Below are 24,389 nucleotides of genomic sequence, written 5' to 3'. Positions count from 1 at the left end.
CCACTATACGTCAAGGTATGGTGTTGACACCAGATTGACACATGGCGGGAACGCCAGGCAGAAGAACAACAACGACAAGGGGAAAACCGGTGAAACAGGCTTTGACTTACGGCGGGCCGCTGGCGGCGCTCGCGCTCCACTTCTGGCTCACGGGCAGCGGATGGGAATTCGCCCCCGCCGCCACCGCCGCCATTACCTTCCTTTGCGCGCTGTGGTGGATCTTCGAACCGGTCGAAATCCCCATCACCTCGATGATTCCACTGGCGCTGTTCCCGCTGTTCGGCATCCTGACGCCCGCCCAGGTCGGCCAGTCCTACGGCAGCCCGCTGATCCTGCTGATGCTGGGCGGCTTCCTGATCTCCGAGGCCATGGCCGATTCCGGCGCCCACCGCCGCATCGCGCTGTACATGGTGCGCCTGTTCGGCGGCAACAACGCCCGTGGCCTGGTCATGGGCTTCATGGCCGCCTCGGCGCTGCTGAGCATGTGGATCTCGAACACCGCCACCACGCTGATGCTGCTGCCCGTGGCGCTGGCGGTGCTGGCCCACGCACACGCGCGCCTGGCCGTGCCGCTGCTGCTGGGCATCGCCTACGCCGCGAGTATCGGCGGCCTGGGCACGCCCATCGGCACGCCGCCGAACCTGGTGTTCATGCAGGTCTACGAGAACAGCTTCGGCAACGCGCCCAGCTTTCCGCAGTGGATGGGCTTCGGCTTGCCCGTGGTCATCATCCTGGTGCCGCTGGCCGCGCTCTGGCTCACCCGCGGCCTGAAACTCGACAGCCCCGTCGAAGTCCCGGCGGTCGGCCAGTGGCGCCCGGTGGAGAAGCGCGTGATGATCCTGTTCGTCATCACCGCCGTCGCCTGGGTAACGCGCAGTGCGCCCTTCGGCGGCTGGAGCGAATGGCTGGGCCTGCCGAAAGCCAACGACGCTTCGGTGGCGCTGATCGCCGCCGTCGTCATGGCCATGACCCCCGCCGGCAACGGCCAGCGGGTACTGCGCTGGGAAGCGGCCAAGAAAATGCCCTGGGAAGTGCTGATCCTGTTCGGCTCCGGCATCACCATCGCCACCGCCTTCATGCAAAGCGGCCTGGCCGACATTATCGCCACGCGCCTGTCCGTACTGGAAACCATCCCGCCGCTGCTGGTGATCCTGGCCACCTGCCTGGTGGTGACCTTCCTGACCGAGGTGACCAGCAACACGGCCACATCCAGCCTGTTGATGCCCCTGCTGGCCTCCGCCGCCGGCGCCATGGACATTGATCCGATGCTGCTGATGGTGCCCGCCGCCATGAGCGCCAGCTGCGCCTTCATGCTACCCGTGGCCACCGCCCCGAACGCCGTCATCTACGGCAGCGGCCGCGTCACCGTGCGCGAAATGGCCCGCAACGGCCTGATGCTGAACCTGATCGGGGCGCTCGTAATTACGGGCGTGTGCTACTGGCTACTGGCGTGACGCTACTCAACCTCACTTCAAACGGGCTTGAATCCGTCGATCAAGCTGTTCAGCCGTAACAGGTGCAACTATGCCCTGATCCAACTCTTCCGCGCGGCAGCGTGCTTCTTCCAGCCAATGCTGCTGGACCTCAGTCTCGGATAACCCATCCAGGCTTTCCAGTAGCCGCTGAGCCAACCTCGCCCGATCCTGAGCAGGAAGATCGAGTGCTTCTCGTTCAATAACTGTGAGTTTCATGAGCATGCGAGTAGCCATCTAGCTTCCCACAGCAAGCACTGATTCATCTGAATTTACCGCGTGATGAAGCGCACTATGGCATTTACATCAACTTTCCAAACGGGCTAGCAAAAACGAAAGCTGACAAATAGATAAGTTGCGGTAAAAAACGAATACTCGCCCCCGGAATCCGGGGGCGAGCTCCGTCAGAAAGTCAGTTCACTAAGGAAAACTCGGGCACGTAAACCCAAAGCTTTGGGAGTCCGAACCATGCGCGTTTTCCAGTTCCAGGTCCACATTTACCCAGAAACCTGGCGTGCACGTTCCAAAGTAAAAATTGTTCACCCCAACTGGCTGACCCGGTACGCTACTTGTCCACGTAACATCGGTCAAACCCTGCGAGTCATAGGTGCCCACATCACACAGAAACTGCCCCGCCGCAAGCAAACTGGTGTCAGGGCAGACTGGGTTAGTGATATCAGGTGGGTTGCTCCCGTGCGTAGTCCTGATTTCATCGCCAAGCTCAGTCATATGCTTTGAAATAGGCTCAAACCAAGCACCACTACTCGTTCCCGGACATGACGTAGGGTATCCACCAATCAGTGTCCCTTGCGCCAGATGTGAACTCGCGACGATAAATGGGCCACCAGAGTCCCCACCCAATTGACAAACGTCAGTCTTGACGGTGCCTGACAGCGTAACGTACCCACCCCCAGGCACTCCAAACTGTTGTGTATCATTGGTAGCGAGAATGGTACCGCAATGCAACCCTCCAGTTGCTTGACCAGAGCGACAGACAGACGTACCTGTTAGGGGCGTTCGGAATCCGCCGTACGCGGCAGGAACGCTAATGATGCCGTCTGAATATCCATTCACCTGGTCTGTCGTTGCCCAACCAGGATCAATGTCCACTAAGGCGATATCGTTGTTCGTCCAGTCATTATCAACGAACAGGCCCATTGGGTTACCGTTTTGATCTTCAACACTGTCAGGCGGGCTCCCACAATGACCTGCCGTATAAAATCCCGAAATGGTTGCAAAGCCAATTGAGCAATCGTACTGAGGCACCGGGTTGTGGTAGTGGTTGCCACCCAGAATTGCCTGGGACAGAGTTGGAAGTGATCGCACTTCTTCAAGGCGAATTGACGACACATCATTGTGCAATTTGTTAACGGAGTTTATTGCAAATTCCGCATAATGGGATTTGTACTTAATGACAATGGCATTATTCAAGAGGTCGATTCCTGCACCAGCAAAGGCGACCTCCCAATCCTCATCTGCATGCGCATTCTTAATGGTTTCGGACAGAATAGCTTGTAGCTCTTCCAGCGTCCTATCCACAGAAACAATATTCAGGCCCAGACGAGTCGCCACATCGACTCTCGGCCCTGGAACAGCTGCGACTGTGAGCAACCATTTTTCCTCATCAAACCAAGCTCCAGCAAACGAATCCCCAAGTACCTCTACCGCTAGTTCATGTTGGTCAAAAGCAACCTGTTCAGCAACCAAACGCTCAATCACACCTTCTTCGTCGAGTCCGTGAGCGGCTTTCAACGACTGAATCATTCCGGGGTCTAAAGCGCCCGAACTGGGATATGCGAACCCATTACCCAAAAGCAATACCAAGCAAATTCCTAACATCGATATACGTCTTAGAGCATCCTTTCTCAATTCCAAACCTCCTAACAGTTTTATCTCCCTTTCAAAGAATTAAACGACATAAAGCTCATTCAATCGGTATTTGATTTAGGCACCAATTCGAGAATCATAGCCCGACTGTATTGCCCTGAAACACGTTCTGGGGGCACCTGAAAACTACCATTTAACAACACTTTAGTTCCGTCACTGCTCACAGCGACCGCTTGAACATCTTTCCAGTTTGTATCCCAGCCTTCGATGCCTTCAAGAAGCTCAAATAGGGAAAGAACGCCAGTGCGCTGTGTCCATATAACTGGCCTTTGAACTCTCTCACCATTGAATATGGTGAGGTACCGACCAACAAACAAACTACCGTCGTCGGAAGTATCAAACACCAATCTTGACGGCGGATAAAAGGAATCGATCACACCTGGCAAATCATCCTCAAAATACTGCACCCCAAATCGCCTTGTCCAAAGCCAAAATTTTTGACTATTTGGGTCTTCAAGATCCAACTCGCCACCATGGTAACTACCTGGAATCACATCGCATGTATCGTTACAAGCTTGGGAAAAGCCCAAAATCTGGCCGGATTCATCCCGCAGAAATTCAGGTTTGCCATCACTAGTCCATAACGTCGCAAGCTCTTCACGAAACCCTTTCCTGAAATCAGCCTGATTGCCAATGAACACACTACCGTCGTTACTCACCGCCCAAGGGATTCCTACCCTAAGCCCTGGGCTAAGACCGAAGGTTTTCTGGCCCGATTCGACACTCCAAGTCCAAGGCAATTTCATTTCATCGTCGGACTCAATAACACCAACGAGATAGCCACCATTTCTGGAAATGGCCCTGACAACTGGGGACTCGAGTTGGAAATTTGGTATTGACTCCCAGCTGTCAGTTGCAGACGTGTTCCAGATAGGTTCCCAATACCTGTCGGATTCGTCTTCTGGATTTGTTACCAAACGTGTCGCGACTGCCCGCTTTGCATCCTCTGAAATAACCACATCTCTCGTAACAAATTGTGATTCAACGACGGAAAACTGTTCGCTGTCTGGCAACCACCGAAATAGATCCCTGGTTAACAATCGAATTCGAGTCCCGACAACGGTGCCGTCTGAAGCGATATCGCTTGCATCGAAACTCATATCCCTCAGAACGTTCCCGGAGTCATCGGCAAGCGGCCTGTAGTCGATTTCTGTGACACGAAACTCGTAGAGGTCAGAAAGCTTTGGTTTTTGATAGGGACAACCTGGCTTGCTTAGCCGGGTTAACCTGGACAGGTTCAGCGTGCCGCTGCCGAAATCGGGATGATGGGATTCGTACCTGGCAACCCCGATGTTGCAGTTGATTTCAAGCGTCAGGCTGCCCCATTCGCTGAGCTGTAGCTTTTCCTTGTCGTAGCCGGGGCCGAAGCTGGGGCCGCTCGCTGAATGCGTCACTGGAAACACGATTTCGTCGCCGACCCTTGAGCCGACGCCCGTTATCCAATACTGGTTGCCTTCACCGTCATAGGTGAACCAGATCACCGCCGCCTCGTTGCGGGACATCCATTGCAGCGTGTAACCCTCGCCGGAATGGGTGGGGTCGTACCACGAGCCGCTTTGTCCAGCGTACTCCATCACCGGCTGCCCGGGCACGCCGTTGATGGGCTGGCAGCCCGCCGCCATGGTTTTGGTCAGGCGTGTCATCGGGATCGTTTCGGCTTCGCCGAACGCGGAGTAACTCCACTCCGCCGTGTTGCAGTCGCTGAAACTCAGGACGGCTTCGCCAACAACGATCCGTTCGACCTGTTCCGGATCGAATCCTGGGCCGAAACGGCCGCCGGCAGTGACCTTCAACTCTGGAAATACGATACGGTCACCGTCGATATTGCCAACATCCTGTAGCCAACGCTGGTTTCCGGACTCGTCGTATGTAAACCAGTAGACCAGCGCCAGTTCATCGCTAAGCACTTCCAGGACCAGGCCTTCGCCGCTACGTTCGCGGTTGTACCATTGCGCGGAGTGGCCCGACGATACGGTTGGGGTGTCGGCGAAGAGTGCGCCGGGGAAAGCTGCTACGGTGAGTAGCCCGAGACAAAAAACAGCACTTTTAATCCGCTTTGCACGGGATGGGGAACAAAACCATGCTGTCATGACAGCACCTGATAATCACACATAGATTGAGTGTCACCTCACGTCCTTGTTGGTGCCTATTATTGATAAAGAGAACGCCCTGTCAAATTCAGGGGGGCCTAATCCGGCTCGGTTGGCGCCGGCAAAAAACCGGCACCAGTTCTACCGTTTTTTCTTCGGAATGTAGAGGTCCGTCACCGTGCCTTCGAACACTTCGGCAGCCATCGCGACCGACTCTGAAAGCGTCGGGTGCGGATGGATGGTCAGGCCGATATCGGCCGCTTCCGCACCCATTTCGATGGCCAGTGCGACTTCGGCGATAAGGTCGCCGGCGTGCGGCCCGACGATGCCGGCGCCGATGACGCGGTCGGTGGCCTCGTCGAACAGCAGCTTGGTAAAGCCCTCGGATCGGCCGATGCCCAGGGCGCGGCCGGAGGCGGCCCACGGGAACTTGCCGACGCCGTACTTCACGCCCTGCTCCTTCGCTTCCGTTTCGGTCAGGCCCACCCAGGCGACTTCCGGGTCGGTGTAGGCGACGGACGGAATCACGCGGGCCTCGAAGGCGCTCTTGTGGCCGGCGCAGACTTCTGCGGCGACCTTGGCTTCGTGGGTGGCCTTGTGGGCCAGCATCGGCTGGCCGACGATGTCGCCGATGGCGAAGATGTGCGGCACGTTGGTGCGCATCTGCTTGTCGACCGGGATGAAGCCGCGGTCAGTGACTTCAACGCCGGCGGCGTCGCAGCCGATGTTGTTGCCGTTGGGCACGCGGCCGATAGCCACCAGCACACGGTCGAATACGGTGTTGTCGGGCAGCTTTTTGCCTTCGAACGTGGCATGCAAGCCGTCTTTTTTCGACTCGATTCCGGTGACCTTGGTTTCCAGGCAGATGGCCTCGTAGCGGGGCTCGATGCGTTTTTGCAGCGGTTTGACCAGGTCCTTGTCGGCGCCCGGCATGAGTTGGTCAGTGAGCTCGACCACGGTCACTTTGCTGCCGAGCGCCTGGTAGACACTGGCCATTTCCAGGCCGATGATGCCACCACCGACCACCAGCAGTTTCTCCGGAACATCTTTCAGTTCCAGCGCGTCGGTGGAGTCCATCATGCGCGGGTCGTCCCACGGCAGGCCGGGCAATTTGAAGGCCTGCGAGCCGGCGGCGATGATGGCGTGGCGGAACGAGACTTCTTTCTCGCCGTCCTCGCCTTCGATTTTCATGGCGTGATCGCCGGAGAAGGTGCCGGTGCCCTGGATGACGTCGACGCCACGGCGCTTGGCCATGCCGGCGATGCCGCCGGTCAGCTGGCCGACCACCTGGTCTTTCCAGCCGCGCAGCGGGTCGATCTGGATTTCGGGTTCGCCGAAGACCACGCCGTGCTCGGCCATGTGGGCGGCTTCGTCGATGACGTTGGCGGCGTGCAGCAGGGCCTTCGAAGGGATGCAGCCGACGTTCAGGCAGACGCCACCCAGTGATTCGTAGCGCTCGACGAGGGCGACTTTCAGGTCCAGGTCGGCGGCGCGGAAGGCGGCGGTGTAGCCGCCAGGGCCGGAGCCCAGGACGACCACGTCGTAGTCGAAGTCGCCTTCTGGAGGCTGGTGACGGGTGACGGGTGACGCGTGACTGTCGGCTTCCGGGGCGGTTGTTGCGGCCGGCGGCTCGTTGGCTTCGGTCGGAGCTTCGGCGGGTTCCGGTTCGGACGGTGATTCGGCGGATTCGTCGCCGGAGGCTTCGCCTTCGGCGGGCTCGAGGGTGGCGATGACGGTGCCTTCGGAGACTTCGTCGCCTTCGGACACGGTGACGCTGACGATTTTGCCGTTGGCCGGGGACGGGACTTCCATCGTGGCCTTGTCGGACTCCAGGGTGACCAGGGACTGCTCGGCCTCGACCTCGTCGCCGGCGGCGACCAGCACCTCGATGACGGGGATATTTTCGAAATCGCCGATGTCCGGCACTTTCACTTCAATCGTGTTGCTCACGTCTCAAACCCCTTTTCGGCGATGATCAGGGTGCCGCCGGTCTGGCGGATGTCAAAATGCTTCAGAAAACTCATGCCCAGCAGGGCCTCCTCGCCAAGCGCCGGTGTAATGGTGGCGCGTACGTTGTTTCTTGAAATCCCGCCGATGGACACGCGGTCCAGGCGGGTCATCCAGGCCTCGGCCGGGCCGGCGGCGGTCATCACCGTCACTCGCGGGCCGAAATCCAGGCCCAGGGCCCGGGCCTGTGCCTCCGACACCGCCACGTCCGTGGCGCCGGTGTCGACCAGGAAATGGATGGCCTGGCCGTTGATCGTGCCCTCGGCCAGGTAGTGGCCGCTGCGATCCTGCGGCAGCTGGATCATGGCGCGACCGCCGGCGTCGGTGCCGCTGACGGCCTGGCCCGGTTCATCCTGCATGGCCGAGAACATCCAGGTCAGCCCGGCCAGCACGCCGATGGCGGCCAGCCAGAGCATGCCGCGGCCGACACCGGCATTGGCATCGGTGTGACCGGGCATCGGGCTCACAGTGACAGCAGGCCCTGGCCTTCCAGCTGGCCGGCCAGCGTGCGGCAGAACCGTGCCGCCTGGGCGCCGTCAATCACACGATGGTCGTAGCTCAGCGACATCGGCAGCATCAGCCGCGGACGGAAGACTTCGCCGTCCCATACCGGGGTCATCTTCGAGCGTGAGACGCCCAGGATGGCCACCTCGGGCGAGTTGATGATCGGCGTGAAATCGGTGCCGCCAATACCGCCCAGGCTGGAGATCGAGAAGCACGCGCCCTGCCAGTCGGCCGGTTTCAGCTTGCCGTCTCGGGCGCGCACGCTGACGTCACCCAGCTCCTTCGCGAGCTCCATCACGCCCTTCTTGTCGCAGTCGCGGATGACCGGGACGACCAGGCCGTCCGGTGTGTCCACGGCGATACCGATGTTGAAGTAGCGCTTCAGGATCAGGTTCTCCCCGGTCGGGTCCAGCGAAGCGTTGAAGTTCGGGTGCTTCTTCAGCGCGCTGACCACGCCCTTGATCAGGAACACCAGCGGCGTCAGGTTGAAGCCCTGGGCCTTGGCCTGCGCCTTGTTGGCGTTACGGAAGGCTTCCAGCGCGGTGATATCCGCCTCGTCGTTGTGCGTGACGTGCGGGATGGTGACCCAGTTGCGGTGCAGGTTCTTGCCGGAAATCTTCTTGATCCGCGACAGTTCCTGGACCTCGGTCTCGCCGAACTTGCTGAAGTCAATCTTGGGCGGCGGCGCGACGTCCAGGCCGCCTCCGCCACCAGCGGCCGCGGCGCCTGCGCCACCGGCCAGGGCCTGCTTGACGAAACCGGACACGTCTTCGCGCTGGATGCGGCCTTTGCGGCCCGTGCCGCTGACCTTGAACAGGTCGACGCCCAGCTCACGCGCGAAGGCGCGGATGGCCGGGCTGGCGTAGGGCACGCGGTCGGGCAGCGTGGTGTCGGCGCCAATAGGCACCGGCGGCGACTGCCGCGGGCCGGCGCTGGGTGCCGGCGCGGCCTTTTCAGCCGGCTTATCGGCTTCTGCTTTCCGCGCTTCGGGTTCGGGTTGTTTCTCCGGCTCAGCCGGGGCGGCGGCCTCGGCGGCAGGCGCTTCGGCCGCCTCCGTTTCACCGCTCTCACCGTTATCCGTCTCACCGCCTTCACCGGACACTTCCAGCACGGCCACGACATCGCCTTCGCTGACGGTGTCATCCAGCTTCACTTTCAGCTCGACAATGGTGCCGGCGGCGGGCGACGGCACTTCCATGGTGGCCTTGTCGGACTCCAGCGTGACCAGCGAGTCTTCTTCCTCGACCGTGTCGCCGACGGAGACCAGGACTTCGATCACCGGGATGTCTTCGAAATCACCAACGTCCGGTACTTTGACTTCAATCTTTTCCGCCATGATCAGGCCTTCAGGGGGTAGATGCGGTCGGCGTCGATGCCGAGTTTGTCACGGGCGGCCAGCAGGTCTTTCTCGCTGACGTCGCCATCCAGGTACAGGCTGTGCAGCGCCGTGTAGGTCACGTAGTTACGGTCGACCTCGAAGTGCCGGCGCAGGTTCTCGCGGGTGTCGGAGCGGCCGAAGCCGTCCGTGCCCAGCACCGTGTAGCGATGCTGTGGCACCCACTGGCGAATCTGCTCGGCGAAAGAGCGCACGTAGTCGGTGCTGGCGATGACCGGGCCTTCGTGGCCGGTCATGCACTGTTCGACCCAGCTCTTGTCGTCGCTGCCCGGGTTCAGGCGGTTCTGGCGCTCGACGGTCTCGCCGTCGCGGCGCAGTTCGTTGAAGCTGGTGGCGCTCCAGATGTCCGATTCCACACCGTAATCGGCCTTCAGGATATCGGCGGCGGCAATGACCTCGCGCAGGATGGCGCCGGAGCCCATCAGCTGCACGCGCTTCTTGCCCTTGGCACCCTCGCGGAACAGGTACAGGCCACGGCGGATGCCCTCCTCGGCGCCTTCCGGCATTTCCGGGTGGGTGTAGTTCTCGTTCATCACCGTGATGTAGTAGTAGACATCCTCGCAGTCGGCGTACATGCGGCGCATGCCATCCTGCACGATCACAACCAGCTCGTAGCTGAACGTCGGGTCGTAGGAGATGCAATTCGGGATGGTGCCGGACAGGATATGGCTGTGGCCGTCTTCGTGCTGCAGGCCTTCGCCGTTCAGCGTGGTGCGGCCGGAGGTGCCGCCCAGCAGGAAACCGCGCGCGCGCAGGTCGCCGGCCGCCCAGGCCAGGTCGCCGACGCGCTGGAAGCCGAACATCGAGTAGTAAATGAAGAACGGGATCATCACCTCGCCGCTGGCGGCGTAGCTGGTGGCCGCGGCAATCCATGAGCTCATGGCGCCGGCCTCGGTAATGCCTTCCTGCAGGATCTGGCCGTTCTGCGACTCCTTGTAAAACATCAGCTGGTCGGAATCGACCGGTTCGTAGAGCTGGCCCTTGGCCGCGTAGATACCCAGCTGGCGGAACATGCCCTCCATGCCGAAGGTACGCGCCTCGTCGGCGACGATGGGCACGATGCGCTTGGCCAGGCCCTTGTCGCGCAGCAAAATCGCAAGCGCGCGGACGAAGGCCATGGTGGTGCTGATTTCCCTGTCACCGGTGTCTTTCAGCAGTGACGCAAACTTCTCGAGATCGGGAATATCCAGCGGCTCCATGGCGTGACGGCGCTCGGGCAGCGAGCCGCCCAGCGCTTCGCGGCGTTCCAGCATGTACTTCACTTCCGGGCTGTCTTCGCCCGGGTGGTAGTACGGCACCTCTTCCAGCTTCTCGTCCGGAATCGGTACGCCGAAACGGTCGCGGAACTGTCGGATGGACTCCGTATCCATTTTCTTCTGCTGGTGGGTGATGTTCTGGGCTTCGCCCGATGAACCCATGCCGTAGCCCTTGACGGTCTTCGCCAGGATGACCGTCGGCTGGCCTTTATGCTTGGTAGCCGCGTCGTAGGCCGCGTAGATCTTCATCGGGTCGTGGCCGCCGCGGTTCAGGCGCCAGATGTCCTGGTCGGACAGGTTGGCCACCATCGCCTTGAGCTCCGGGTACTTGCCGAAGAAATGCTCGCGCGTGTACGCGCCGCCCTTGGCCTTGTAGTTCTGGTACTCGCCGTCGACGGCTTCTTCCATGCGCTTGCGCAGCAGGCCGTCCTTGTCTTTCGCCAGCAGCGGATCCCAGTAGGAGCCCCAGATGACCTTGATGACGTTCCAGCCGGCGCCGCGGAACACGCCTTCCAGTTCCTGGATGATCTTGCCGTTGCCGCGCACGGGGCCGTCCAGGCGCTGCAGGTTGCAGTTGATCACGAAGATCAGGTTGTCCAGGCCTTCGCGGCCGGCCAGCGAGATCGCGCCCAGGCTTTCCGGCTCGTCGGTCTCGCCGTCGCCCAGGAAGCACCAGACCTTGCGGTTGGCCGCGTCGGTGATGCCGCGGTTGGTCAGGTATTTCAGGAAGCGCGCCTGGTAGATGGCCATGATCGGCCCCAGGCCCATGGATACCGTCGGCAGCTGCCAGAAGTCCGGCATCAGCCAGGGGTGCGGGTAGGAACTCAGGCCGTCACCGTCGACTTCCTGGCGGAAGCGGTCCATCTTGTCTTCGCTCAGGCGGCCTTCCAGGAAGGCGCGGGCGTAAATGCCCGGCGATGAATGGCCCTGGATGTAGAGCAGGTCACCGCCGTCGGCGTGGTCGTTACCGCGCCAGAAGTGGTTGAAGCCGACGTCGTACAGCGTCGCGGCCGAGGCGAAGCTGGCGATATGGCCGCCCAGTTCGCCGCCGCGCTTGCCGGCGCGCAGCACCGTGGCCATCGCGTTCCAGCGGATGATCGAACGGATCCGGTACTCCAGCTCGCGGTCGCCGGGTACTTCCGGCTCCAGGTGCGGCGGGATGGTGTTGATGTACGCCGTGGTGGCGTCGTACGGCAAGTGACCACCGGAGCGCCGGGTGAAGTCCACCAGGTGTTCGAGCAGGAAGTGCGCCCGCTCGGGGCCGTCCTGCTCGATGACCGCCTGCAGGCTTTCCAGCCATTCCGCAGTTTCCTTCGGGTCCAAATCGTTCTGGGCGGACGCGCCGGCCCGCACTGAATTACCAGTCATCTATCTTTTTCCTGTTGCTTGGATTCCAGCAACTGGGCCTCCACCGCGGCCAGTGCTGTCATGTTGACCACCCGGCGAACGGTCGCCGAGGGTGTCAGTATATGTGCCGGTTGCGCCGTACCCAACAGTATGGGGCCGACGGCGACGGCGTTGCCAACGACGCGCGCCAGGTTGTAGGCGATATGCGCGGCGCCCAGCGTCGGCATCACCAGCAGGTTGGCGGGCGCCTTCAGGCGCGAATTCGGGAACACCCGGCGGCGGTATTCGACGTCGATGGCCATGTCGGCCGGCATCTCGCCGTCCACTTCCAGGTCGGGCGCGCGCTCGAGCAGCAGGTCCAGCGCGCGACGCATCTTCTGCGCCTGCACGTCGTCGTGACTGCCGAAGCTGGAGTGCGACAACAGCGCCACGCGCGGCACCAGGCCGAAATGGCGCACCTTCTCGGCGGCCATCAGCGTGATCTCCACGATCTCTTCAGCACTGGGGTCGGCGTTGACCTGCGTATCGCAGACAAAATAGGTGCCTTCCTCGGTACCCAGCACGCTGAGCGCAGCCATGATATCGCCGCCGTTCTGCACGCCGATGACATCGCGGATGCGCTCGACCTTGTCCTGGTAGCGGCCGACGATGCCGCAGATCAGGCCGTCGGCGTCGCCGCGCTTGACGCTGAGCGCCGCGATCACGCTGTTGCGCGTGCGCACGATAGCTTTCGCCAGTACCGGCGACACACCCTTGCGCTCCATCAGCGAGTGATACAGCGTCCAGTATTCGCGGAAGCGCGGGTCGTATTCCGGGTTGACGATCTCGACGTCACTTTCCGGGTCGAAGCGCAACCCGAGCTTTTCGACACGCTGGGCGATGACCGACGGACGGCCGATCAGCACCGGCTTCGCCACGCAGTCATCCAGGATAATCTGCACCGCGCGCAGGATGACCTCTTCCTCGCCCTCGGCAAACGCAATGCGCTTGATGTCGCGGCGCGCGGCATCGTAGATCGGCTTCATCAGGATGCCGGTCCGCCACAGGAACTGCTCGAGTTTCTCGCGGTAGGCCTCCATGTTCTCGATGGGCCGCGTGGCCACGCCGCTTTCGATGGCCGCACGGGCCACGGCGGGCGCCAGCTGCACCAGCAGGCGCGGGTCGAACGGCTTCGGAATCAGGTACTGCGGACCGAACTTCAGGTTTTCCTCGCCGTAAGCGGCCGCGCTCACCGGGCTGACTTCCTTGCGGGTCAGCTCCGCCAACGCATTCACGCAGGCCATCTGCATTTCATCGTTAATGCCGGTTGCGCCGACATCCAGCGCGCCGCGGAATATGAACGGGAAACACAGCACGTTGTTGACCTGGTTCGGGAAGTCCGAGCGGCCGGTGGCGATGATGGCGTCGGGACGCACCGCCAGCACTTCGTCCGGCATGATCTCGGGCACCGGGTTGGCCAGCGCCAACACGATCGGGCGCTCGGCCATCGAGGCGATCATCTCGCCGGTGACGATGCCGCCGGCGGACACGCCCAGGAAGATGTCGACGCCCTCCAAGATCTCGGCCAGAGTGCGCTTTTCAGTGGGCGTGGCGTACTGCGCCTTGCGCGGGTCCATGTCCTCGACCCGACCCTCGTAAACCACGCCGGCCTTGTCACTGACGGTGATGTTCTCGCGCTTCATGCCCAGCTTGACCAGCAAGTCCAGGCAGGCCATGCCGGCCGCGCCAGCGCCGCTGGCGGCCAGCTTGACTTCACCGATGTCCTTTTCAACCAGTTCCAGTGCATTGGTGACCGCGGCGGCCACGATGATGGCCGTGCCATGCTGGTCGTCGTGGAACACCGGGATGTTCATGCGCTCGCGCAGCGCCGCTTCCACCTCGAAGCACTCCGGCGCCTTGATGTCTTCCAGGTTGATGCCGCCGAAGGTGGGGCCCAGCGAAGCAACGATGTCGATCAGCTTTTTCGGGTCGCGCTCGTCGATCTCGATGTCGAAGACGTCGATGTCGGCGAACTTCTTGAACAGCACGCCCTTGCCTTCCATGACCGGCTTGGCCGCCAGCGGGCCGATATCGCCCAGACCCAGCACGGCCGTGCCGTTGGTGACCACGCCGACCAGGTTGGAGCGTGCTGTCATGTTGCCGGCCTCGGCGGGGTCCTCGGCAATCAGCTCGCTGGCCGCGGCCACGCCCGGCGAATACGCCAGCGCCAGGTCGCGCGACGTCGTCAGCGCCTTGGTGGGCGTGATCTTGATCTTGCCGGGCCGCGGAGAGCGGTGATACTCCAGCGCGGCTTCCTTGAGTTTGTCCTTCATGGCACGGCGTCCAGTTCGGGGATAAAAAGGCCCGGGGGCTGCCCGGGCCTGGGACTCAGTCGTGTTGGCGAACGTCAGGCGGCTTCAAGGCCGGCGTCGTACTCGCCTTTCGCGGCCAGGCCGTTCATGCGCGCGCGGTGCGCCAGCTTGGCCTGGGCGGCGGCCACGTTGGCCGCCGGGTTCTCACCCCAGGTGGCCAGCGCCGGCGCCTGCAGCGCGCGACCGTAGGAAAACGTCAGCGGCCACGGGAATTCACCCAGCTTGTTCATGGCGTCCAGGTGGGCGGTGGCTTCTTCATCCGACTGGCCACCAGACAGGAACACGACGCCCGCCACGGCCGCGGGCACGGCGTTCAGCAGGCACTGCAGCGTGGCACGGGCGACTTCGTCGACACCGGCGCGATTTGACGCCTTGGTGCCGGAAATCACCATGCTGGCCTTCAGGATGGTGCCTTCCAGCAGCACATTCTGCTCGTACAGCTCGCTGAACAGCGAGCGCAGCGTGGCCTCGGTTACTTCGTAACATTCGTCGAGGTCGTGCTCGCCGTCCATGATGACTTCGGGCTCGACCATCGGCACCAGGCCGACTTCCTGGCACAGCGCCGCGTAGCGGGCCAGGGCATGGGCGTTGGCGTCGATGCAGCCCGGCGTGGGCATGTTCTCGCCGATGGTGATCACCGCGCGCCACTTGGCGAACTTGGCGCCCAGTTCCGCATACTCTTCCAGGCGGGCACGCAGGCCGTCCAGGCCCTCGGTGACCTTCTCGCCGGGGGCGGCGCCCGCCAGCGGGTGCGCGCCCTTGTCGACCTTGATGCCGGGCAGGATGCCGGCGTCGGTCATGACTTTCGTGAACGGCGTGCCGTCGGCCGTGGCCTGGCGCAGCGTTTCATCAAACAGGATGGCACCGGAAATATGATCACCCAGCCCCGGCGTGGTCAGCAGCATGTCGCGATAGGCGCGGCGGTTTTCCTCGGTGCACTCCACACCAATGGAATCGAAACGCTTCTGGCAGGTGCCCGTGCTCTCGTCGATGGCGAGAATGCCCTTGCCTTCGGCCACCATGGCCGCGGCGGTTTTCACCAGGTCCATACTGCTCATTGAGCCTCTCCTGTCGTTATTCGATGGGAACCCCGCATTCTAAAGCGTGACGCGCAACAAAACTATTCATGGCGATTGCCAATGCAATGCAATCGGTTCCATGAAATCAGGCTGTTTGCCGCAATCTCAGTGCAGGTCCAGCTTGGTCTGGCTGTCGACGAAGCCGTCGCTGGCCACCTGGACCAGGCGCAGGCTGTTGGTGCCGCCCTCATTGCCCAGGCGGTCGCCCATGGTGAGGATGACGCGGTCGCCCACTTTCACGCGGCCCTGGTCGAGCAGCAGCGCGACGACGTTGGCCAGCACCTTGTCCATGCCCTTGCCCTGCGGCACGTGGGCGATGGGATAGACGTCACGGTACATGGCCATGCGGCGACGGCTGGCGGCCAGCGCGGACAGCGCGAAGATCGGGACCGGGGTACGCACACGCGACAGCCACTGGGCGGTGGAGCCGGATTCGGTCAGCGCGATGATGGCGTCGACCTTCACGTGCGTGGCCATGTACATGGCCGCCGAGGCGATGGCCTGGTCGATGCGGTTGAAGCGCACGTTCATGCCGCGCTCGGAATGCAGGCTCTCGACATGGGCTTCGGCGCCCACGCAGACGCGGTTCATGGCCTCGATGACCTTGACCGGGTGGCGGCCGACGGCCGTTTCGGCCGACAGCATCACGGCGTCGGTGCCGTCGATGACGGCGTTGGCCACGTCCAGCACCTCGGCGCGCGTGGGCACCGGGTTCTCGACCATGGACTGCATCATCTGGGTGGCGGTGATCACCACGCGGTTCTGGTCCAGCGCGGCGCGGATGATGCGTTTCTGCAGGCCGGGCAGCTCGGCGTCGCCGATCTCAACGCCCAGGTCACCGCGCGCGATCATGACCACGTCGCTGGCGTCGATGATCTCTTCCAGGTTCTCGATGGCCTCGGCGCGCTCGATCTTGGCCACGACGCGGGCGTGGCTGCCGGCTTCGCGCAGCAGCTTCTTCGCCTGGATCATGTCGTCGGCGTTGCGCGGGAATGACACGGCCAGGTAATCGGCGTCCATCTCGGCGGCGCGCTTGATGTCGGCGCGGTCGTGATCGGCGATGCCGGGGATCGACAGGCCGCCGCCCTTCAGGTTCAGGCCCTTGCGGCTGGAAAGATATCCTCCGACTTCCGTTTCACAGTGAATCTGGTCGCCCTCGACCTCGACCACCTGCATGGCGATCAGGCCGTCGTCCAGCAGCAGCGTGTCGCCCGGCTTCACGTCACCGGGCAGACCCTTGTAGGTCACGCCCACGCGACGGTCATCACCCGGCGCAGGTTCGGCGCTGGCATCCAGCGTGAAGGGCTGGCCCGGCTCGAGTTCGACGCCGCCGTTGGCAAACTTCTCGACGCGAATCTTCGGACCCTGCAGGTCGACCAGCAGTGCCACTTCCTTGCCGGTGTTGCTGGCGGTTTCGCGCACCAGCCGCGCGCGCGCGGCCTGCTCTTCCGGTCCGCCGTGGGACATGTTCAGGCGGAAGACGTCGGCACCGGCGGCGATCACCTGCGCGAGAACCGCGGGGTCGTCTGTGGCGGGGCCGAGCGTGGCGATGATCTTGGTCTGGCGATTACTCATGGGTAACGGATTCCGGAAGTTCGAGCCTGGGTCCAGGGTTTATTGTGAACGGCCTCGGTTTCAATGTGCTTACCATCGGCCGCTGAATCAAACCGGGTATGATACCGCTACCTTGCCGGCAACGACATCCCGAACGCCAAATTGGTATTGCCCCCTTGAGGTCGTCGCCTATACTGCCCCCGCTATGGAACCCGTTCACAAAGTCCGCCTGATGGGCCGCCGACCCCCAAACTTGATGCTGCCCATGTTGCTGCTCATGTTGGTATCCACGCTCCTGGTGGCCTTTGCACCCTTCGCGATGGCCAGCGAGGGCTTTGTCGGCACGGCCGCCTGCGCGGACTGCCATGCCGAAGAGCACGCGGCGTGGACAGGCTCGCACCATGACCTGGCCATGCAGCATGCTTCAGATGAAAGCGTGCTTGGCGATTTCAACGATGCCGTCGTTACCGTCCAGGGCGTGACCTCGCGGTTTTTCCGCCGCGACGGAGATTTTTTTGTTAATACCGAGGGCCCCGACGGCCAGCTCGCAGACTTCAAAATCAGCTACACCTTCGGCGTCGACCCGTTGCAGCAGTACCTGGTCGAGTTCCCTGACGGCCGTGTCCAGGCCCTGGGGCTGGCCTGGGACGCCCGCGCGGAATCCACCGGGGGGCAGCGCTGGTTTCACCTCTATCCCGATGAGGCCATTCCACATGACGACCCGTTGCACTGGACCGGCCGGCAGCAGAACTGGAACTACATGTGCGCCGACTGCCACTCCACCGACCTGGTCAAGGGCTATGACGCGGTCAACGACCGTTACGCCACCACATGGACCGATATCAACGTCGGCTGCGAGGCCTGCCATGGGCCGGGCGAGGCACATGTCAGCTGGGCCGGAAAGACAGATGAACTGAAAGGCCAGGATGTAAGCCGGGGGCTGGCCATCCTTCTCGACGAGCGTGACGGCGTGACCTGGCCCATCGACACCGACACGGGCATTGCGCGGCGCAGCTCACCGAAGACCACGGACACGGAAATCCAGGTCTGCGCCACCTGTCACTCCCGCCGCGGCACCATCGCCGGCGGCGCGCAGACCCGGGCGGCATTCATGGACCACCACATGCCCGCGCTCCTGACCGGCGACCTCTACCACGACGACGGCCAGATCATGGACGAGGTCTATGTCTGGGGCTCGTTCCTGCAAAGCAAGATGTACGCGGCGGGCGTCACCTGCAGCGACTGCCACAACCCGCACACGCTGGAATTGCGCGCGCCACAGCAGGCCGTGTGCGCGCAGTGTCATATGCCGGCAACGTTTGCCACACCGGATCATCACGGCCACCCGGCCGATTCCGCCGGGGCCGACTGCCTGGCCTGCCACATGCCCGAGACCACGTACATGGTGGTCGACCCGCGTCGGGACCACAGCCTGCGCGTGCCGCGCCCCGACATCGCGCTGGCGCTCGGCACGCCTGACGCCTGCAGCAGTTGCCATGCCGACCGCGATACCCAGTGGGCCGCAGACGCCTTCGGGACAATGTTTCCCGACGCCGGCGAACCGTTCCAGGACTGGACCCGCGCCTTTCACCAGTCACGTGAAGGCCTGCTCCAGGCCGAGGTGTCGCTGATGCGCGTGATCAATGATGACACCACGCCCGACATCGCCCGCGCGACCGCGGTGCTGGAACTGCAGGGGCACCTGGGGCCGATGTCGTTCCAGCAGGTGCAACTGGCCCTGCGTGACCCGTCACCCCTTGTACGCATGGCGGCGGTAAGAACACTCGATGCCGTCCCACCGGCCAACCGCTACGAGTTCGCGGGGCACCTGCTGCGGGATCCGGTCCTGGCCGTGCGCGCCGAGGCCGGCCGCTCACTGGCGGGTACGCCCAGAAACCTGCTGGACGTGAATGAGCGTGGCGCGCTCGACCTGGCGCTGCGTGACTATGCCGCAACGCAGGCTTACAACGCCGACCGCCCCGAGGCGCATATGAATATGGGCAATCTTTACGCGGCTCGCGGTGACGGCACGGCGGCTGAAAAGGCCTACCGGCAGGCGCTCAAACTGGACCCTGCGTTCAGCCCGGCTTACGCCAACCTGGCCGACCTGTACCGGTCGCAAGGCATGGAGCGCGAGTCCCGCGCCGTGCTGGAGACGGGCCTGGGCGCCGCGCCCGACGACGCCAGCCTGCACCACGCACTGGGGCTGGCCATGGTCCGGGCGGGGGACACCGCAGCAGCCCTGCCAGAGCTGGAACGGTCCGCCGAACTGGCGCCGGACAATCCACGCTACGCCTATGTCTACGGTGTCGCACTGAATTCCACCGGACAGGGCGCGGCGGCCATCGAAGCCCTCGAAACCGCGCAGGCACAACACCCCAACAACCGCGAGTTGATGTGGGCGCTGGCCACCTTCGAACGAGACAGCGGCGATGTCGCCGCGGCAAGGCGCTGGGCAACGGCGATCCTGGCGCTGAACCCGGCCGATGAGGCCGCCAACCAGTTGCTGGCCAGCCTGCCCGGCGAAGACGAATCCACCGAATAAAAAAACGGCGGGCACATGGCCCGCCGTTTTCAACGTTCTAATTCGACTTGAGTCTAGTTGCTGACCGTAAACGGGAACTCGGCGAACAGTTCGGCCACACCGGCGCGGATGGCAGTGCGCAGTTCCTCGTTGGTCTTCTTGCCGCTGACACGACCGATTCCCACGCCTTCCCAGACCATGCGCTTGCGTGCGGCATCAACCATGTCGATGTTGACCGTACCCTCGGTGTACTGGCTGACATGGGTCTCGGTGCCATAGCCATAGCCGTACCAGGGGTCGTAGAAGCCGCGGCGGTAGCCGTAGTAACCCGGGTACATCGGGTCGTTGTAAGTGGTGACCTTGGTCTTGTCCTGCAAGGTGGCGGAAACGTTGATCATCAGGTCGGGGTTGTCCGCCAGCGTGTAACCGCGCCTGGTCAGCTCATCGGTGATCGCGTCACGAAATACGCTGCCGGCGATGCTCGAGTAATTGGGATTCTCAATACCCATAGGGTTAAAGAAATTGAACGTCTTGTACTCGGTGAAATCGACCGAGCGATCGTAATCGCTGTGAATCTCGGGGCCGGAGGCACAGGCACCCAGGAACAGGGCAAAAGACATCAGTACGAGGGTTGTCAGGCGTTTCATCGAGGCATTCCGGATAGCGTCAATTGGCCTCACAGGATACCCAATCCCCATGGACTCACCAAGTGCGGAATTCGGTGATGATGGTTCAGGTCCCGTTGACGACCTGCTCCCACAGCGTGGCCAGGATGTCGTAAAGGCGGAAGTATGGCTGGACCCGGGAGGCCACGTCGGCCACGTCATAACCGGCCCAGCGACCCGTTTCAACACCATGGACGCCACGGTCGTCGCACCACCCCTCCGCGATGCCGGCCAACTGTGCCGAGTCGAACTGATGGAACCGTGCCACAACGGCGAAATCCATCCACGGCTGCCCCATCGCGGCGTACTCCCAGTCGATCAGCCGCGCCGGCGCGTGCCCGACCAGGTTCCCGGCATGGGCATCGTGATGGCATGGGCAGGTCACGTCACCCGCCGGGTAAAGTGCAGACGCCAATGTAGCGGCTTCGTCCGCCAGTGAATTCCCAATGCCGGCCGGCAGTTGTGCGGCGTAATGCACTGCGATGCCGGCCGGTTCGAACGCCTTGCCCACCGGCGGCGCCTCGTGCACGCGGCGTAGCAAACGGCCCAGGGCATGCAGGTATTCGGGGTTCTCCAGCCCTTTCGCGGCCCATACCGGGCGATCAATATGCCGTGTCAGCAGCAGTCCACGGTCCGTGTCGACGGCCACCGGCATGGGGCCCAGGCCTGCCGTCGCCATCGCGCCCAACAGCTTCCACTCATTTTTTCTGTCCAGCCCAAGTCTTGCGGCCAGGGGCCGGTCACGACGCAGCACCAGGCGGCCTTCCGGCGCTTCGTAGAGCCAGCTGTCCGTCACCGGGCCGGCCGACAGGCGTCGCAGCAACCGCGCCTGGCGCAAGGCAGTAAACGGGGCTTCTGTCACCCCTGGCCCGTCATCAGTCACCGGCCTGCCAACTCGCCTTCCAGTCGCGGTAACCCAGGACCACCAGGACCAGGTAGACGAGGAACAGGCCGCAGGTCAGCCACAGGCCCTGCTGTGCGTAGAGCCAGGCACTGACGGCGTCGATGACAAACCAGTAATGCCAGTTCTGCAGCACCTTGCGCGCGACCATCCAGGTGGTGACGATGGCGCCGCAGGCCAGCATCGCATCGGTGAACGGCCAGGTGGCCTGGGTCCAGTTGGCCAGCCCCCAACCCACCAGTCCACCCGCCAGCAAGATCAGCGCCAGTGGCCGCAAGTGATCCCCGGCACGCCATGATACGACCCGAAGTTCGCCGCCATCGCCACCGCGCCGCCAGTTTCGCCAGCCATACACCGCCATGCCGATATAGAACAGCTGCAGCACCGATTGCATGTACAGGCCCGCGGTGGCCATCAACGCGACATAAATCGCTGCGCCGATAATGGCTGCCGGCCAGCACCACGCGTTCTGGCGAATGGCCAGCACCAGGTACGCCAGTGAAAACGCGACTGCCAGGGCCTCCCAGGGCCACATCGCGGCCAGGGCGTCCAGCATGTCAGCCAATGTCCGGGCGCATGCTGATATCCAGGTCCGCGTTCAGGTACCGGACCACGAAAACCACGGTCGCGGGGCCTTGCATATGCGGCTTCATGCACTGGTTGATCGCCTGGGTGACGGCGTCGTATTCACCGCGCACCTGTGTGCTCATCTGGTGCGTAACCACCTCGACGCCGGGCTGGCGACGGAGCGTATGGATGAACGTTATGATGGGGGCCGAATACCCCTCATCGAGCGGGTACATGGCGATGTCTGCCGTAATGATCATGGCGAACCGGGGAATGAGTCATCGTGGAGTCTAGCATGCGTAAACCCGTTGGAATGATGCGCTGGCCGACCGCTTTTTGGAACTGCGTTTTGGCGGCCACTGCGCTGTTCGGACTGACGATTACATCGACGTCTGTTGCACAGACCTGCCACGAATCCGGCAACGACAACCGGCCGCGCGTCGGCCTGGTACTGGGTGGTGGTGGCGCGCGGGGCTACGCACACGTCGGCGTGCTCAAGTACCTGGAAGAGATGCGTGTGCCCATCGACTACATCGCCGGCACCAGCATGGGCGCCATCGTCGGCGGCTTCCTGGCCAGTGGCATGAGTGCGGGCGAGATCGAAGCCCTGATCAGCGAGACCGACTGGAACAGCGTCTTTTCCGGCGACGCCGCCCGGCAGAACGAGCCCCTGCGCCGCAAGAGTGACGATGAGCTGGGCCTGTTCGGACCCAAGTTCGGCGTTGGCAAGGACAGCAGTTTCCTGCCGGGCGGCGTCGTCGCAGGGCAGAACATCCTGCTGCTGTTTGAAGACACCATCGGCCGGCGGGTGCAGGTGAACGATTTCGATCACCTGCCCATCCCCTATCGTGCCGTGGCCACCGATATCGCTGTCGGCCAGCACGTAGTGCTGTCGCAGGGGTCCATTTCGGCGGCCATGCGCGCCAGCATGGCGGTTCCCGGGGTATTCGACCCGGTCAGGCTGGATGGGCACCTGCTGGTCGATGGTGGACTGACCCGCAACCTGCCCATCGACGTGGTGCGGCAAATGGGTGCCGACGTGGTCATCGCCGTCGATGTCGGCACCCCGCTGATGCCCGAGGACCGCATCGGCAATGTCATTTCCGTGGTGGAACAGATGACCGCGCTGCTGGTGATCCGCAATACCGAGCAGCAGGTGGATTCACTGGGCGATGGTGACATCCTGGTCCGGCCCGAGTTGGGGTTCGATATCTCGTCCAGCGACTTCGACGCGTACGACGACGCGATCCCGGTGGGCTATGCCGGCGCGGAACAGCAAGGCGATGCACTGTCGCGGCTGTCCATGGGCAATGAAGCGTGGGCCGAGTGGCGGCGGGGCATCCAGGCCTGCGAAACCGGGGAGCCGGTGGTGCATTTTGTCCAGCTGGACAACCAGTCGAGATTCTCCGATGACGTGCTTCGCAACATGATCCACGTCCCGGTCGGCGAACCGCTGGACGTCGAGCAGATCGAAGGTGACATGCAGAACATCTACGGCCTGGGTTTTATCCGCCTGGCAACCTATCACCTGCTCGAAGAGAACGGCCAGACCGGCATCCGCGTCAGCGTGGTGCAGGACCAGCGTGGCACGGACTTCCTGGAAACCGGCCTGACGATCTCCGGCAACCGCCGTGGTTCCACCATCAACATCCAGGCCGGCTACCTGGTCACCGACCTGGACGAGCGTGGCTCAGAGGCTCGCGCCGTGGTGCAACTGGGCGAAGACATCGGCCTGCTGGGCGATATCTACAAGTACATGGACGATGGCCTGCGCTGGTACGCCAATCCGGAATTGGCCTATTCCAGGCGCAGCCTGCTGATTTTTGACGATACCGGTGTGCCACTGGCCGACGCCGAGATCGAAGAGAGCTGGGTCGAGGTGACCATGGGCCGAAATATCGGCCGGTCGCTGTCCCTGTATGGCAGCCTGGCGCGCTATGTCGGCGAGGTGAAGCCGCAGATTGGCGTGCCGTTCGAGCCCTCCGATTTTGACGGCGGCGAATGGGCCGTCGGCGTAACGCTCGACCGGCTCGATGACCTGTTCCTGCCGTCCAATGGCGCCCTGGGCGGCCTGGAATACGTCCGCTCCGACGAGTCGCTGGGCGCCGATGACGAGTTCGAACAGATCCGCTTCAATGGCCTGCTGGCCAAGAGCTGGGGACGCCACAACATCATGGGCGGCTGGCGCTACAACATCACGTTGGACAACAACGCCCCGCTCTACGCCCTGTTCACCGGCGGTGGCTTCCTGAACATGTCCGGGTTCGAACCCGCGGAAATCAACGGTGAAAACTTCGGCATGGTCCTGGGCGGTTATCGCTACCAGGTTCGCCAGGGCGGCATCATGCCGGGCTACGTTGGCGGCACCATCGAGTACGGCAACGCGGCCGATGACCACAAGGACCTGTTCAGCGATGGCATCTGGAACGGCAGCCTCTACTTCGCCTACAACTCGCCACTGGGGCCCATCTACATGGGTTACGGCTGGAACGAAGACCGCAGCGGCCTGCTGTTCCTGCGCCTCGGCGCGGTCATCGGCGACCAGTCCATCGGTCGTCGCTGAAGGCGGGTGGTTGCCAGTCGGCCGTTGCCCGGTGGTGGGTGGGCTGGCCCGGAACACGCTGTGAATACGTCCGTGTACGCTTTTCGGCGGCATCCCTGCCGCCGAAAGTTCCGGGCCAGCCCACCCACCACCGGGCAACTACCGAGCCAAAGCCCCGCCTTCAACGGCGACGCTTCAACCTGAATTCAAAGTGGGGCCGCACCTGGTCGACGCGGCAGTCCTGGGG

Annotated in this window: 17 protein-coding genes; 3 read left to right on the top strand and 14 right to left on the bottom strand. The window is 62.8% G+C overall.

What is annotated here, in order from left to right; all coding sequences use genetic code 11:
• Positions 1-89 precede the first annotated feature (89 nt).
• A complete protein-coding gene (locus F3N42_RS12050) occupies positions 90-1,454 on the top strand; it encodes an SLC13 family permease (protein ID WP_224784897.1) in 1,365 nt (454 codons plus the stop codon).
• Between the two features lie 12 nt (positions 1,455-1,466).
• Here F3N42_RS12050 and F3N42_RS12045 read toward each other — a convergent pair whose 3' ends face one another.
• The 10 genes from F3N42_RS12045 to pyk form a co-directional block, all read right to left on the bottom strand.
• Positions 1,467-1,697 (bottom strand): addiction module protein, encoded by a 231-nt coding sequence (locus F3N42_RS12045; protein ID WP_224784896.1) that lies wholly within the window; start codon positions 1,695-1,697, stop codon positions 1,467-1,469.
• Positions 1,698-1,892: 195 nt separating this feature from the next.
• A complete protein-coding gene (locus F3N42_RS12040; RefSeq protein WP_191621386.1) occupies positions 1,893-3,236 on the bottom strand; it encodes a S1 family peptidase in 1,344 nt (447 codons plus the stop codon).
• Positions 3,237-3,400: 164 nt separating this feature from the next.
• A complete protein-coding gene (locus F3N42_RS12035) occupies positions 3,401-5,449 on the bottom strand; it encodes a hypothetical protein (protein ID WP_150864736.1) in 2,049 nt (682 codons plus the stop codon).
• A 141-nt stretch (positions 5,450-5,590) separates the two neighbouring features.
• The gene (lpdA, locus tag F3N42_RS12030; protein WP_150864735.1) at positions 5,591-7,399 is read right to left on the bottom strand and encodes a dihydrolipoyl dehydrogenase; all 1,809 of its coding nucleotides are present in this window, start codon (positions 7,397-7,399) and stop codon (positions 5,591-5,593) included.
• Positions 7,396-7,914, bottom strand: a complete 519-nt coding sequence (locus F3N42_RS12025; RefSeq protein ID WP_150864734.1) for a retropepsin-like aspartic protease family protein — start codon at positions 7,912-7,914, stop codon at positions 7,396-7,398. Before F3N42_RS12025 ends, lpdA begins: the two co-directional genes overlap by 4 nt.
• A gap of 5 nt (positions 7,915-7,919) precedes the next feature.
• Positions 7,920-9,296, bottom strand: coding sequence for a dihydrolipoyllysine-residue acetyltransferase (locus tag F3N42_RS12020; protein WP_150864733.1), 1,377 nt, complete (start codon positions 9,294-9,296; stop codon positions 7,920-7,922).
• Between the two features lie 2 nt (positions 9,297-9,298).
• Positions 9,299-11,980: a pyruvate dehydrogenase (acetyl-transferring), homodimeric type gene (gene aceE / locus F3N42_RS12015; protein ID WP_150864732.1), complete on the bottom strand. Its 2,682-nt coding sequence runs from the start codon at positions 11,978-11,980 to the stop codon at positions 9,299-9,301.
• A complete protein-coding gene (locus tag F3N42_RS12010) occupies positions 11,977-14,271 on the bottom strand; it encodes an NADP-dependent malic enzyme (protein ID WP_150864731.1) in 2,295 nt (764 codons plus the stop codon). The genes aceE and F3N42_RS12010 overlap by 4 nt, the downstream gene beginning before the upstream one ends.
• Positions 14,272-14,345: 74 nt before the next feature.
• Positions 14,346-15,368, bottom strand: coding sequence for a class I fructose-bisphosphate aldolase (locus F3N42_RS12005; RefSeq protein WP_150864730.1), 1,023 nt, complete (start codon positions 15,366-15,368; stop codon positions 14,346-14,348).
• A gap of 126 nt (positions 15,369-15,494) precedes the next feature.
• Complete coding sequence (gene pyk / locus F3N42_RS12000) at positions 15,495-16,964, bottom strand: pyruvate kinase (RefSeq protein ID WP_150864729.1); 1,470 nt, start codon at positions 16,962-16,964, stop codon at positions 15,495-15,497.
• Between the two features lie 235 nt (positions 16,965-17,199).
• On the opposite strand from pyk, the gene F3N42_RS11995 reads away from it, so the two are divergent.
• Positions 17,200-19,488: a tetratricopeptide repeat protein gene (locus F3N42_RS11995; RefSeq protein ID WP_191621384.1), complete on the top strand. Its 2,289-nt coding sequence runs from the start codon at positions 17,200-17,202 to the stop codon at positions 19,486-19,488.
• 53 nt (positions 19,489-19,541) lie between these two features.
• On the opposite strand, the gene F3N42_RS11990 is transcribed toward F3N42_RS11995, so the two are convergent.
• From F3N42_RS11990 to F3N42_RS11975, 4 genes are all read right to left on the bottom strand, one after another.
• On the bottom strand, positions 19,542-20,114 hold the full coding sequence (locus F3N42_RS11990) for a DUF4136 domain-containing protein (RefSeq protein WP_150864727.1): 573 nt from the start codon (positions 20,112-20,114) through the stop codon (positions 19,542-19,544).
• 85 nt (positions 20,115-20,199) lie between these two features.
• The gene (locus F3N42_RS11985; protein ID WP_191621383.1) at positions 20,200-20,994 is read right to left on the bottom strand and encodes a phosphotransferase; all 795 of its coding nucleotides are present in this window, start codon (positions 20,992-20,994) and stop codon (positions 20,200-20,202) included.
• Between the two features lie 13 nt (positions 20,995-21,007).
• A complete protein-coding gene (gene pnuC / locus F3N42_RS11980) occupies positions 21,008-21,589 on the bottom strand; it encodes a nicotinamide riboside transporter PnuC (protein WP_150864725.1) in 582 nt (193 codons plus the stop codon).
• 1 nt (position 21,590) lies between these two features.
• Positions 21,591-21,860 carry a thiamine-binding protein gene (locus F3N42_RS11975; protein ID WP_150864724.1) on the bottom strand — a complete coding sequence of 90 codons (270 nt, stop codon included), beginning with the start codon at positions 21,858-21,860 and terminating at the stop codon, positions 21,591-21,593.
• Positions 21,861-21,949: 89 nt separating this feature from the next.
• Here F3N42_RS11975 and F3N42_RS11970 point away from each other — a divergent pair, with 89 nt between their 5' ends.
• The gene (locus F3N42_RS11970) at positions 21,950-24,163 is read left to right on the top strand and encodes a patatin-like phospholipase family protein (protein WP_191621382.1); all 2,214 of its coding nucleotides are present in this window, start codon (positions 21,950-21,952) and stop codon (positions 24,161-24,163) included.
• Positions 24,164-24,389: the final 226 nt, after the last annotated feature.

Origin of the sequence: Marinihelvus fidelis (assembly GCF_008725655.1) — a bacterium.
Lineage (GTDB): Bacteria > Pseudomonadota > Gammaproteobacteria > Xanthomonadales > SZUA-36 > Marinihelvus > Marinihelvus fidelis.
This window is presented reverse-complemented; position numbering and strand designations above follow the sequence as displayed.